Raw genomic sequence first — 12,381 nt, 5'->3', positions numbered from 1 at the left:
GGCAGCTGTCAGGGCGCTATTCCAAGGGGCATTCCGTCAGCAGTGTCGAAGCGTCCGCGTCCGCCGGGCGCGGCACGGTGTGGCCGGCCGGAGGGCGTCCGTCGCCGGCCAGCCAGCGTTCCAGCGCCGTGAAGGCCGAACGGTGGCAGGGGGTCATCGGACGGAGTCGGTCCGGGAAGGCGTCGACGAGCGAGTCGGTGTGCGTCCCGTCCGCGATGCGGTAGTACCGCAGCAACGGTCCCCGCCCGGCATCGCGCACCATGCGGGCGTAGACGTCCGCGTCGCGGCTGATCGGCAGCAGCACGTCGAGCGTGCCCTGGAGGGTGATGAGCGGCTTGCCGATGCGCCCGGTCAGCGCGATGCGGTCGACGGCGCGGTGCACCGCCCGCGGCCTCGCGCCGTAGTCGTAGTCGGCGTCGCAGTCGGGGGTTCCGGAGGCGCAGAACGGGGTTCCCGCCTCGGTCGTCCCGTCGTAGCCGGGGTCCAGTTCCTCACGGTAGAGGCGCTGGGTCAGATCCCAGTAGGTCTTGTGGTGATAGGGCCAGAGGAACTCCGATCCGGCCGGATAGCCTGCCGCGTGCAGCGCCTCCCGAGCCGCCTCGGCGCCGGGTCCGCCGGCCGCGTAGGCCGGGTACGCGCGCAGCGCGGGCGGCAGGAAGGTGAGCAGGCCGGGTCCGTCGGAGGTCCAGAGCGTGCCCTCCCAGTCGACTCCCCCGTCGTAGAGCTCGGGGTGGTGCTCCAGTTGCCAGCGGACCAGGTAGCCACCGTTGGAGATGCCCGTGGCGACGGTGCGGGAGGGGGACTTCCCGTAGCGCTGCCTGACGACGGCGCGGGCGGCCCGGGTGAGCTGGGTGAGCCTGGTGTTCCACTCGGCGATGGCGTCGCCGGGGCGGTCGCCGTCCCGGTAGAAGGCGAGACCGGTGTTGCCCTTGTCGGTGGCGGCGTAGGCGTAGCCGCGCGAGAGTACCCAGTCGGAGATCGCGCGGTCGTTGGCGTACTGCTCCCGGTTGCCCGGTGTTCCGGCGACGACGAGTCCGCCGTTCCAGTGGTCGGGCAGCCGGATGACGAACTGCGCGTCGTGCGTCCAGCCGTGGTTGGTGTTGGTGGTGGACGTGTCGGGGAAGTAGCCGTCGATCTGGGTCCCGGGCACTCCGCTGGGCGTCGGCAGGTCCTTGGGCGTCAGGCCCGCGTAGTCGGCCGGGTCGGTGTGTCCGGAGGCCACGGTCCCGGCCGTGGTCAACTCGTCGAGACAGACGGCCTGTTGGAAGGCGGCGCCGGTTACCCGCGGCGGATCGCCCGCGGAACAGAGCCCGGCGGGTGCGCCCTGGTCGGCGGCGGGTGACGGCGTGGCCGACGCGACGACGCCCGGAACGGCGGTCGCGAGCAACAGCGCGCAGAGCGCGGCCCGCCATCGGGGCCGCCGTCCGCCGGGTGGGGTGACGTCCGTACTGGGGTGGCGCATCCGGGACCTCGAATCCGAGTGGGATGGGGTGGACGCGCCGGAGGCTAGTGACAGGGGGACCGTCGGGGACATGTGCCGGCCCGCCATGATGACGGCCGCGGGAGAGGCGTCAGCCACCATGGCGCGATCCGCGGGCGCGGGCGTGCTCCGGCGGCGGGATGCGCAAGGCCCCGTCATCGCGATGGGGGCTGCCCGACCAGGGCATGCCCCCGGTCGATTCCTCAGGTCATCGGCTCTCCGCGACGGCTACGCGACCCGACCGCAAGGATGTCCGCCCACGTGTCGGGACGCCGAGGGTGTCCGCGAGGGCGAGGAGGTTGTCGTCCGACGCCACCCGCAGGCCGAATTCCGCGAGCAGTTCGGCCATCTGCTGCGGTCGCCACAGCGAGCGCCACGGCTCGCCCGCGGTGATCGAACTGCCGAGCAGGCGTGTCAGCAGTCGGCCTACGGCCGCCCTCGCCGACGGTGCCTGGTAGTTGACCACGAGTGCACTGCCCGGGACCGTCCGGGCGGCGAGGGCGGCCACTGTGGCACGCACCTCGTTCCGCGTGAGGTAAGGGACGACGCCCTCCCAGAGCCATGTCGTCGGCGCGGATGGATCGTGACCCGCGGCGTCCAACGCCGCACCGAGATCATCGACGGCGAAATCGACCGGTGTGAACCGCACGGAACGGGCGGTGGCCGACAGCCCGGCGGCGAGACGGGCGCGCTTGTCCTTCTGGGAGGCCGGATGGTCGACCTCCCATACATCGGTCCGCGCGAGCTCGGGCAGACGCCACGCTCGCGTATCAAGACCGGCGCCGAGAATCACCAGCTGCCCGGTCGCACGAGCGCGCAGTGCCTGGTCGATCGCCACTGTCCGCGGCACGACCACCTCGGCGCACGCCCGCACACTCTCGTACACGGTGCGCTCCCGCCAGCCCCTCGGCGGAGTGTTCGAGCGCACCTCGTCCACGGGCGTACGTTCCGCGACGCGCAGCAGCCGCACCGCCACCGGATCAGCGAACCGGCCTGGAGCGGCAAGCCCGTCCGCGGCCGCCCGCCCCTGACAGACCAGCACCGCCGTCCGGCTCGCCGCACGTCCACGCGCACTCATGGAGCCACATTCAACACCACCCCGGCGGTCTGCCCCGATCGGAGCAGACCGCCGGGTTTGTGACGTGCGGATCAGCGCAGTCCGGCGAAGAGATCGTTCTCGGGTACGGCCGCGCCGGTGGTGTCCTGGACACGTACGAAGGTCTCCGTGCCCATCAACTCGCCGAACCTCTCCTTGCCCATCTTGAGGAAGAAGATGTTCTCGCCCTGGCTGGCGTGCGCGGCCAGCGCGTCGAACTTCTGACCGCTGAACGCGGTGGCGTCCACCCACGTGGTGATCTCGTCGTCGGGGAGGCCGATCTCGGCCAACGCGGCGGCCTCGGCGGGATCCGGCTCGGGCATGTCCTCATGGAACTCGCGCATGATCTCGCCGAACCGCTGCATCATCGAGCGGGGCATCGTGGTCCAGTACACCTTCGGCGTCAGCTCGGTCATCTCCAGCGCCGCCATCGTGATGCGGTGGGCCTGGATGTGGTCGGGGTGGCCGTAGAAGCCGTTCTCGTCATAGGTGACGACCACATCGGGCTGGTAGTGCCGCATGAGTTCGGCGAGTCGGGCGGCGCCTTCCTGCACGGGGGTGCCCCAGAAGGATCCGGAGGCGTCGTTGCTCGCCCAGCCCATCATCCCGGAGTCGGCGTAGTCCAGCGTCTCCAGATCGCTGATCTTCAGGACGTCACAGCTCGCCTCGAGTTCTTCGCGACGCATCAAGGCGACGGCCGCCGGATCGTGCCCGGGATCGCCCGGCTTGACACCCCCCGGTCCGTCACCGCAACGGCCGTCGGTACACGTCACGAGAACCGTGCGGATGCCTTCCGCCGCGTACCGCGCGAGGACCCCTCCGGTTCCGGTGGCCTCGTCGTCGGGGTGGGCGTGCACTGCCATGAGCGTCAAGGGCCGGTCAGTCATGAAACAGTCCTCCTGCAGAAAATACGTCTTGGTCCGAATGCGCGGCGGGCGTACCGCGATCCCGGGGCCCGGATCCTGGCGGGGCGGACGACCTCCTGGTCTCCGTGTTCCCCGCCCGCGCGGCGTCGGTCCCCCGGTCGGTGCAACCGTGCAGGCGGCACCGCCTGTTCCCGGCGCGGCCCACGAGATCCGCGACGCGTCCAAGCTACGGCCCGACGAGGTGGAGCTCACCGAAGGTGAGATCGGGCGCGTTCGGTCTGCTCCTGGAGGTGGGCGGCGGCGTTGATACCGAGCAGGGCCGGGACCACCGGTCGTGGTACGACCGGTGGTCCCGGCCTCTTCGCCGCCGCCCCGTGGGCGGGCAAGGCCGTGCCGGCCCCGTCCGGGATCCTCGATCCCGGCGTCGTGATCGACCCCTTCGCCGACACGACGGCGTCGAGCCGGCACGGCCCGCCCCTTGGTAGCGGACCCGACTACCAGCCGACGGCGACCAGCAGCCACTGCGGGCTGCCGTGGGAGACGAAGGAGGACTGACCCGCCACGTCGTCGTAGGGGAAGCCGTAGGCGAGGTTGTTGATGGCGTTGTCGTGCCAGAACCTGGCGTAGTAGTTCGCCGGCGCCGCCTTGTAGTACTGGGCGGGATCGCCCTGTTGCGAGGCCGGCAGGGTCGCCACATGGCGGTTGAGGGCGGCGCACATGTCGGGGTTGCTCGCGAGAGCCGCGGCACAGCCGAAGATGTCGGAGGTGGCGGCACTCACGCCCACGGACTGGGCGTAGGAGGTGAAGTAGCCGGCGTTGGCGCCGCCCGCCCGGAAGCTCGGGTCGCTGCCGGGCGCGATGATCCGGTACGGGGCCTGGGTCTGGGCCAGCACCTTGAATTGATCGGGGACGGCGGCCGTGAACCGCTGGAACGTCGTCGCGCGGTCCTCGGCGAAGGTCCCCCGGTTCTCACCGACCTCGACGTCGTACCCGTCCTTGGAGTGCAGGCGCATGGCCAGTTTGAGGCCGAAGGCGTCGACCCTGGTGGTGTTGCCGTTGAAGACGTTGTTGCCGACGGTGAACTCGATGAAGTCGTAGTACGGACCGTTCGGCGAACCGAGGTAGAAGTACATGCGGCCTGCGGAGTTCGCCGGCATGTCGAGGTAGGGCTGCTCGGCGATGGAGTGGACCTGGCCGTTGAAGCTCCAGTACACCTGGCTGTCGGGGTACTTGCCGTTGGTGCGGTTGAGGACTTTCACCTCGACGGCGTTGTTCGCGGCGGGTATGTCGCCGGTGCTGCCCCAGAAGTCGTCCGGCGGGGTGGTGCTTCCGGGCCCGTACACCTGGAACTCCCACAGGGAGTAGCCGTACGGGGTGGCTCGCGCCGTTCCGAGGACGCGCACGTATCTGCCGCTGCCGGTGACGTTGATGTTCTGCACGCCGCCGGTGCCGGTCGCCGTGGAGTACACGGTGGCCCAGGTGTTCGCGTCCGCGGAGGTCTGGATCTGGAACGACGTGCCGTAGGCGGCCTCCCAGTTCAGGGTGACGCGGGTGATCTGCTGGACCGACCCGAGATCGACACGCAGCCACTGGGGGTCGGAGAAGGCCGAGGACCACCGGGTGCCGGTGTTCCCGTCGACCGCGGCTCCGGCGGAGAAGGACCCGTTCTCGACCGAGGAGGCCGCGGCGGGCCGCCCCTGGGACAGCAGTTGGTCGGCGGCGTGCGCGGAGGACGGGCTCAGGAAGGCGACGCAGGCGGCGAGCAGGACGACGACGAGACCGAGAGCCGTACGGGCCCGTGCGGTTCTGCTCGACGGCCGGTGGGGAAGGGCGCTGGCTAAGAACTGCATGCGGGATCTCCTCATGCCGGGTCGGCGTGTGTGGGGGCGGAGCAACAGCAGACGGAGAGCGCTCTCTCCGGGTTGTATCCCCGCATGTTCCGGACGTCAACAACTGAAGCCGAAATGAAGGGAGTTCGCGTGCGCGGGCCCAGCAAACCGCCATCTGTCACCGCTTGAACCGCGTCCGGCGCCCCGACGCGTTCGAACCCCGACGACGCGCCCGGCTCGCGTTGAACCGCGCATTCAAGAGTTGACCTCTTCGAGGGGACGCTACGGGGCCTGTGGGAGGCGCTCGATGCGTCAGAACGCGCTCGCAGCAGCCGGGCCCGCGCAGCCTCACACCTGGGATCTCAGCACGTCGACCTCACAGCCCGGCGCGAACGGGTCCTCGGCCTGGTCCTCAACGCCCTCGTGCTCTTCAACACGAGGTACATGGACGCCGCCGTCACTCAGCTGCGCGAGGACCGGTTCGATGTCCGCGACGAGGACGTGGCCCGCCTCTCCCCGTTCGCCCCCCATCACATCAACATGCTCGGCCGGTATTCCTTCCGACTCCCCGAGCTGCCCGGGGGCCTGCGTCCTCTGCGCGATCCGGACGCTGACGACCCCTCTCACCGGGCTCAAGGCGGAAGGCGAATCAGGAAACCTGACCAGCGGTCGCCGCCGCGTCGGCGACCCCAGGGACCGTCGGCTTCGCGGCAGCAGGCGGCGTGCGGTAGGCGCGAAGGGGCGCGTTGGTCGCGGCCACGGCGGCGATCGCCAGGGTGGCGGACAGGCCGCCGAAGACCAGGGAGAAGGAGGCGGAGGTGGCCGACGCCAACAGGCCACCACGGAAGTTGCCGAGTTCGGGACCCGCGACACCGATGACGTGTTCTACCGAGGAGACCCGCCCCCGGTACGCGTCCGGGGTCTCCAATTGGACCAGGGCACTGCGGGTGACGACAGAAACGGTGTCGGCAGCGCCCGCCACGGCCAGGCATCCGAGCGCCAGCCACAGCGGCCCTGCCAGACCGAAACAGGCCAGCGCCAGGCCCCAGACACCGGCTGCGGACAGCTGGACCAGGCCGCCACGACGCCAGCGCGTCACCGTACCGGAGAGCAGACCGGCCGTGATCCCCCCGACCGCGACGGCCGAGAGGAACAGGCCGAGAGTCTGCGGGTTTCCCCCGAAGCGGATCTCGTTGACCAGCGGGAAGAGCGCGATGGGCATGGCGAGCAGCGTTGCGGACAGGTCGGTGGCCATCGAACCCCACAGTGTCGGGCGGCGCAGGACGATCCGCCAACCGCCACGCTCCGGCCGACGTCTGCCGCCTGCCGCGTCGGTGCCTTCGGGCCGCATGGCGGGCAGGCGGATCACCGCGAGCATCGAGACGACCATGGCCACGGCCTGGGTTGCGTATGCGGCAGGGAGATCCCAGCGGGCGATGATCAGCCCGGCCATCGCAGGACCTGCCAGCATCGCTGCCTGGAACGAGACGTTGGTCAGCGCAAGACCGGCCGCGACCTGGTCGCCCGGCAACAGCCGGACCGGGAAAGTGCGCCGGGCAGGAGCTCCGAGAGCGCTGCAGCTCGTCCCCATGGCTACCAGGGCGAGCAGCAGCAGCACGTTGCGGTTGTCCGCCAGGGCCTGGGCACACAGCCCTGCGGCGGCCAGCAGTTGGCCTGCGGTGGTGGCCCGCACCACCGCACGGCGGTCGACGGTATCGGCCAACGTGCCGCCGAGCAGCCCGAACAGCACCATCGGCAGGCCGGTGGCGAGCCCGATGGCACCGGTGCCCACTGGGCTGCCGGTCAGGTCCCAGACCTGGGCCAGCACCGCCACGTTGGCTATCTGTCCACCGACTTGAGAGACCGAGGTGCCGAGCCACAGGTCGCGAAACGACTGACTGCTGCGCAGCGGGCGGGTGTCGAGGAACCGGACACGGACACGCCCCCTCATCTTGGTGGCTCGACAAGGTGGTGGAGGATCCGCTGCCGCATCGACCGGCGTTCCAGCGCCCGCCGCACCTCCTCGACAACGGTGGTCATCGCGTACGGGATCTCGCTGTCCAGCTCGGCGACCGTCTCATGGGTAGCGCGCCACTCCGCCTCCAGGAACGGCACCAGCGACCGGCCGCGCTCGGTCAGGTCGATCCGCCGGGTGCGGGCGTCAGGCCCCGGCTCGGAAGTGACCAGTTCCTCCTTGCGCATGGCGGCGATGGTCTGGCTGATCGCGGAGTGCGAGCGGTCCAGGGACTTCGCAAGCTCACGAATGGTCAGTGGTCCGGTGTGGGCGAGCCGGATCAGCGGATAGGCGAACCGAGGCCGCACCCCCTCGATGCCCCGCTCGACGTAGACCTGCTCGATCTCGGCGTCCATGGCTGCCAGAAGCTCGTGCAAGGAGTGCCAGGGATCGGGTAGCGCTGTGGGATCTAAAGATGTCACAGCGCTAATATAACAGCGCTGCGATAAATCGAGGCTCGTGATCGAACACTCAGCGACAACGGCTATCCCGCCGGCCCCCGATTCCGGGGATGCACCCCGCCCGCGGTCGGCGTCGGCGATCGCCCGGCGCGAGCAGGCCGGCGACTTCAGGGATCGTCTCCGGGGATGGATGGAAGTACTTCCGTACTTTTTCCGCCTTCTTGTGCCGGGACTTCGCCATCAGCATCAGCAGGCTCGCCCCACCTTCGCCGAGGCGGGTCAGGCTGGAGTGCCGCCACTCATGCAGATCCCAGCCCGTACCCGGCTCACCGCCGAGGGCCGTGCGCTCGTCGAGCAGCATCCGGGCCTGCCCGTACGAAAGCCGGGCAAGCCCGGAGTCCGGGCAGTTGTCGCGCGGGCTGACGACCTTGCCCGGGCCGGGTTTGCGGTGGGTGACGAACACCGGGCCGCGCGTACGCCCCTTGATCAGTCGGGGCAACAGCCGGGCAGTACCAGCGTCCCAGTAGACCTCTCCAGGATGAGGTCCTCGCGGACAGCGCCGCGGCGACGGGTGCGAGGACGGACCCCCTTGGCCTTCACGGGTGCCCGGCGCCCGGCGAGATCCAGCTCCTCGATGTTGACGCCCAGGATCTCCTCGGCGCGGGCGGTCGTCTCGTAGAGCATCCGCCACAGCGTTTTCTCCCGCAGGTGCACCTCGCGCCGCGCGATCAGCCGGTCGATCGCCGTCTTCGAGCGTGCCGGGGTCTCGGACTCCGGTGGGGTGAGCCGCTTCGCCCAGGCCGGGACCGCCGGCCGTCGTACCCGCGCTCATCGCACCAGCCCAGCCATGAGAACACCGACGCACGCCGGGCATTCCAGGTGTTCACGACGGAGCTGCCCCACAGCGGTTCCAGGGCCTCGCCGATCTCGCCGTCCGCGACGACGCCGGCGGCCGGCCCTGACGGCCGTTCCCGCAGGTCGCGATCAACCATCCCGCAGACAATAGGGCGTTATCCGCGGAAGGCTTCGAATCATCCACTTCACCCCGGTCGGGACCGACACCCAGAAAACAGAGGAGAACTAATCCTCAGAATTTCTGGCGCATCACACTAGCAACACGCTCCGAGGCTGACCGAGACTCGTTGCCCGCGCGCACCACGAAGCGTCTACTGGTCAAACGGGATCGGTGAACGAGATCGGCTTGCCGGTGGCGTGGGCATATGCGATCTCCCTGCTCGTGGACTCGCCGATATACCCGCCGGGGTTGACGACCAGAACCCGGTCAGCCAGGTCGATCTTGCGCAGGTGGAGGGCGTCCAGCGCGGTCTTCTGCTCGTTGGTGATCAACTCGTCTGCTTCGCCTGGCGCGACGACGATGACACCTGCGAAGGTCAGATCACGGTTCGCTGCACGCATCTCGTCCACGAACCGGGTAGAGCCGCAGATGCAGACAACCTCAGGTCGGTCGGGCACGGCTCAGTCCTTCGGTCGAACGGGAAACCGTCAGTGTGCACGTTGACATCACAGACAGCCACACGAGTAGGTCATGCCGAGACAGGGCCACCCCGCACCTCCCGCGTTGAACTGGCCGTTCACAACGGAGAGTTGCACGGTGGCCCGCCCTGCGGGCAGGGAGCGGAAATCAGGTCAGCACACGCCCCGGCGCACTCCTCAACCGTGATCGGCCACACCACGACAAGGGACGCCATCCGGCCCTGCTCTTGAGATGCCCGCCGGGCCCCTGCCCCACAGGTCGGGGAAAACCTCTGTTCGCGTTCTCTGCCGCGATGGCGGCGAGCAAGCGGGTGCCCTGGCCCTGTCCGGAAAGGAGAACCCAAGCCGACATGGCCGATTCCGGCTCATGTTGCGACCCGCGGTACTCGGTCCACCGACCGGTACCAGTCACAGAAGGTCACAGATCAGCGGTTCTGACAGAGCTTCTCAGCTTGTTCTTTACTGACTTCGGCTGGTTAGGGTGATGTTGGCGTGTCGAGGTCCAGGCTGGTTCCGGCTATGAATCCGCTGAGGGTGTCGGACCGGTGCTGAAGGCGCTTGAGGCGGTTGCGAACGAGGACTTCGAGTCGGTCGAGTGCGACGACGGTGAGGTTGGCCAGGCTGCGTTTGACGTGGGCCCACACGCCCTCGCAGCAGGACGGCGACGGTGTCGGCACTGACACGATGCCCGGCCCGAGTCAGCTCCTGCGCAAGTGTGCGGGTGGACTTCACCGTCCACCGCAGCGGCGACATCGGGTCACCCCGCACATCCGGCTCGACCAGCGCCAACAGTGCCGACCGCAGCCCCGGGTTCAGATCCGCGACCCTCTTGCGGCCCCCGCCCGGACGCCGCACCCGCCCCAGAGGCCCCTCACCGGCCTCAAGTTCGAACACGCCCTTGCGGACCGTAGTCTCGCTAACCGCAGCGGCCTGTGCCACGGCCCGGACACCGCCGTGCCCCAGGCTCCGGGACTCCGCAGCCATCAACAACCGCCGCTGCCGCTCGTCCAGATGCGGGAGCAATACCGCGAACTTCACGGCGAGTTGGTCACGAGTCTCATCCGGGATGCTCATACCACGCCAACGAGCCTCAGAACGGGAAGCAACACCTTGATTCCCTGCAAGCCCTTAGCGCAGTCGGCTCGCTCCACCTGACGGATCGGGGAGACGCAAGGGCTCCCGGGCGAAACAGACGTGACCAGAAACCGCCCGCTCTCCCTCTCTTCATCTCAAGTGATTACGAAACGGACGCCCGCCGACTACGCCGAAGCCCTGCTCCTCACCCTGGAGGGACAACGCTGAAGACGCTCATTATTTCGAGTTAACCATCACCACCTTCGACCGCGTTATCCGTGGTGACCGCAGGTCTCATCCTATGGTTCGGGCATATCGACCTCGACCCCTACGAGGCGGTTGGTACGGGAGACTTGCATGAGTTCAGTTGAAGCCGTCCGTGCGGTACGGTCGGCCGCACAAAATCGACAGGCCCTTGAGCGACATCCCTGCGGATCGATCAACTCGGACCTGTTGCCGGTACCGCCGTCGGATTCCGAGAAGTATTCCTATGTCGGCCGCCGCCTACGGGTGTTGACAGTTGCGTCGCTGGTGAGCATCAGCTGCCTCGCCTTGAGTCAGTTCCGGCTCTTCTCCTCGGCGCCACTGCTGCGATTCTTCTATCCGCTTCTGGCATTCACCGTCCTCTACTACGTGATCTCGCTTTGGGTGAACCTGTTCAGCCGTGATTTCGACCTCTCACGCCACCAAAAGCTCGTGGGTGCCTGGCGCCCCGATGTCTACCCGTCGGTCGATGTCTTCCTGCCGGTGTGCGGCGAGCCGGTCGAGATCCTGCACAACACCTGGACCCATGTCCGTGCGCTGGCAGCCCACTACCCGGGGGTCTGCGAGCCGTTCGTCCTGGATGACTCGGCCAGTCCTGAACTGCAGTCCATGGCTGATGAGTTCGGATTCCGCTATGCCACCCGCAGCAACCTGGGTTGGTTCAAGAAGGCCGGCAATCTGCACTTCGGGTTCGAGCAGACCCACGGCACGTACATCCTTGTTCTCGACGCCGATTTCGCCCCGCGCACGGATCTGCTCCACGAACTTCTTCCGTATCTGGCGGAAGACGAGCGTCTCGCCATCGTCCAGTCCCCTCAGTACTTCCGTGTGCTGGACGCCCAGAACTGGATCGAACGGGGTGCCGGCGCCGTCCAGGAGCTTTTCTACCGGGCTGTCCAAGTCTCCCGGCAGAGCAACGACGGGGCTATCTGCGTCGGAAGCTGCGCCGTCTATCGACGGGCGGCACTGCACGAAAACGGCGGCACTACGCTCATCGAGCACTCCGAGGATGTCCACACAGGCTTCGACCTGCGGAGTCTCGGGTGGGATCTGCGCTACGTCCCGATCGCACTGTCGGCAGGCGTGTGCCCCGATAACGCGGATTCCTTCTTCCGTCAGCAATACCGCTGGTGTGCCGGCTCGATGAGCATGCTGTGCAGCTCCAAGTTCTGGCGGGCAAAGATGCGGATCTCAAGCAGGCTTTGCTACCTGTCCGGCTTCCTCTACTACATCCACACGGCCCTGTTCACATTCGTCGCTCCCCTCATTCCGATTCTGCTCCTGCTGGCGTTCCCGGAGAAACCCACCGCGGAGACCCTGTGGCTGGTCTTGCCCAGCGTCTTGTACACGACCACTGTTTTCCCTCTGTGGCACAAGGTTCCCTACCGCCTCGAGGCCTGGGCCGCGCGGATGATGTACGGCTGGGCGCACACCTTCGCGATCTGGGACATCCTGCGTGGGCGGCATGTGGGCTGGCAGGCAACCGGTTCTTGCAGCGCGAAGCTCAGCGGCACCGAGCGGCATCGGATCGGCATGTGGTCGTGGGGCGGCGGGACCGCCCTGCTGTGGGTCGGATCCGCCGCATGGCGCACACTCACCCTCGACCCCGTCGATTTCGTCGTTCTCCTCTCGTCCGGACTCTTCTACGCTGTGGTCGTCGCGAGAGCCCTGCTGCAGCCTCGTGCGATGGGAACCCCATGACACGCGCCCTTGCCGTCGTCGCGCTGATGTCTCTCACAGCCTTCTTGCCCGCAGCGTCCGCCTGCGCCCCAACCGCAGCAGGCCGCCATGGCGGTGCCGTGGCGGCTGCCGATGCCTCGCCCTACGACGTAGGCCCACTGTTGCACCCGACGAAGAAGTACT

The 12,381-nt window shown here is 68.2% G+C and carries 8 protein-coding genes and 4 pseudogenes; 2 read left to right on the top strand and 10 right to left on the bottom strand.

What is annotated here, in order from left to right; all coding sequences use genetic code 11:
• Nucleotides 1–16: 16 nt before the first annotated feature.
• From OG410_RS39460 to OG410_RS39445, 4 genes are all read right to left on the bottom strand, one after another.
• Nucleotides 17–1,462 (bottom strand): tannase/feruloyl esterase family alpha/beta hydrolase, encoded by a 1,446-nt coding sequence (locus OG410_RS39460; RefSeq protein WP_329303561.1) that lies wholly within the window; start codon nt 1,460–1,462, stop codon nt 17–19.
• A gap of 226 nt (nt 1,463–1,688) precedes the next feature.
• The gene (locus OG410_RS39455; protein ID WP_329303560.1) at nt 1,689–2,558 is read right to left on the bottom strand and encodes a class I SAM-dependent methyltransferase; all 870 of its coding nucleotides are present in this window, start codon (nt 2,556–2,558) and stop codon (nt 1,689–1,691) included.
• Nucleotides 2,559–2,629: 71 nt separating this feature from the next.
• The gene (locus OG410_RS39450; protein WP_329303559.1) at nt 2,630–3,463 is read right to left on the bottom strand and encodes a PIG-L family deacetylase; all 834 of its coding nucleotides are present in this window, start codon (nt 3,461–3,463) and stop codon (nt 2,630–2,632) included.
• A gap of 473 nt (nt 3,464–3,936) precedes the next feature.
• Nucleotides 3,937–5,292 carry a beta-1,3-glucanase family protein gene (locus OG410_RS39445; RefSeq protein ID WP_329303558.1) on the bottom strand — a complete coding sequence of 452 codons (1,356 nt, stop codon included), beginning with the start codon at nt 5,290–5,292 and terminating at the stop codon, nt 3,937–3,939.
• Between the two features lie 378 nt (nt 5,293–5,670).
• Between OG410_RS39445 and OG410_RS39440 the strand changes: the two are divergent.
• Nucleotides 5,671–5,880 (top strand): annotated as a pseudogene (locus OG410_RS39440) (Tn3 family transposase); the annotation flags it as partial.
• 40 nt (nt 5,881–5,920) lie between these two features.
• Here the strand turns inward: OG410_RS39440 and OG410_RS39435 are convergent.
• From OG410_RS39435 to OG410_RS39410, 6 genes and pseudogenes are all read right to left on the bottom strand, one after another.
• The gene (locus tag OG410_RS39435; RefSeq protein WP_329303557.1) at nt 5,921–7,222 is read right to left on the bottom strand and encodes an MFS transporter; all 1,302 of its coding nucleotides are present in this window, start codon (nt 7,220–7,222) and stop codon (nt 5,921–5,923) included.
• On the bottom strand, nt 7,219–7,662 hold the full coding sequence (locus tag OG410_RS39430) for a MarR family winged helix-turn-helix transcriptional regulator (RefSeq protein WP_329303556.1): 444 nt from the start codon (nt 7,660–7,662) through the stop codon (nt 7,219–7,221). The genes OG410_RS39435 and OG410_RS39430 overlap by 4 nt, the downstream gene beginning before the upstream one ends.
• A 154-nt stretch (nt 7,663–7,816) precedes the next feature.
• Nucleotides 7,817–8,633, bottom strand: a pseudogene (locus OG410_RS39425) (site-specific integrase); the annotation flags it as partial.
• A 226-nt stretch (nt 8,634–8,859) separates the two neighbouring features.
• Nucleotides 8,860–9,159: a hypothetical protein gene (locus tag OG410_RS39420; protein ID WP_329303555.1), complete on the bottom strand. Its 300-nt coding sequence runs from the start codon at nt 9,157–9,159 to the stop codon at nt 8,860–8,862.
• Nucleotides 9,160–9,656: 497 nt separating this feature from the next.
• Nucleotides 9,657–9,830 (bottom strand): annotated as a pseudogene (locus tag OG410_RS39415) (IS630 family transposase); the annotation flags it as partial.
• Nucleotides 9,829–10,254, bottom strand: a pseudogene (locus OG410_RS39410) (ISAzo13-like element transposase-related protein); the annotation flags it as partial. The pseudogenes OG410_RS39410 and OG410_RS39415, both read right to left, overlap by 2 nt.
• Nucleotides 10,255–10,611: 357 nt before the next feature.
• Between OG410_RS39410 and OG410_RS39405 the strand changes: the two are divergent.
• Nucleotides 10,612–12,219 carry a glycosyltransferase family 2 protein gene (locus OG410_RS39405; protein ID WP_329303554.1) on the top strand — a complete coding sequence of 536 codons (1,608 nt, stop codon included), beginning with the start codon at nt 10,612–10,614 and terminating at the stop codon, nt 12,217–12,219.
• The last annotated feature ends 162 nt before the right edge of the window (nt 12,220–12,381 follow it).

This window comes from Streptomyces sp. NBC_00659 (genome assembly GCF_036226925.1).
GTDB lineage: Bacteria > Actinomycetota > Actinomycetes > Streptomycetales > Streptomycetaceae > Streptomyces.
The sequence above is the reverse complement of the archived record's forward strand: the minus strand, read 5'-3'. Positions and strand labels throughout refer to the sequence as shown.

Excerpts from the sequence above, each read along its gene's own strand:
- OG410_RS39455 (WP_329303560.1), bottom strand. The coding sequence starts at position 2,558 with ATGAGTGCGCGTGGACGTGCGGCGAGCCGGACGGCGGTGCTGGTCTGT.
- OG410_RS39435 (WP_329303557.1), bottom strand. The coding sequence starts at position 7,222 with ATGAGGGGGCGTGTCCGTGTCCGGTTCCTCGACACCCGCCCGCTGCGC.
- OG410_RS39460 (WP_329303561.1), bottom strand. The coding sequence starts at position 1,462 with ATGCGCCACCCCAGTACGGACGTCACCCCACCCGGCGGACGGCGGCCC.
- OG410_RS39405 (WP_329303554.1), top strand. The coding sequence starts at position 10,612 with ATGAGTTCAGTTGAAGCCGTCCGTGCGGTACGGTCGGCCGCACAAAAT.
- OG410_RS39450 (WP_329303559.1), bottom strand. The coding sequence starts at position 3,463 with ATGACTGACCGGCCCTTGACGCTCATGGCAGTGCACGCCCACCCCGAC.
- OG410_RS39445 (WP_329303558.1), bottom strand. The coding sequence starts at position 5,292 with ATGCAGTTCTTAGCCAGCGCCCTTCCCCACCGGCCGTCGAGCAGAACC.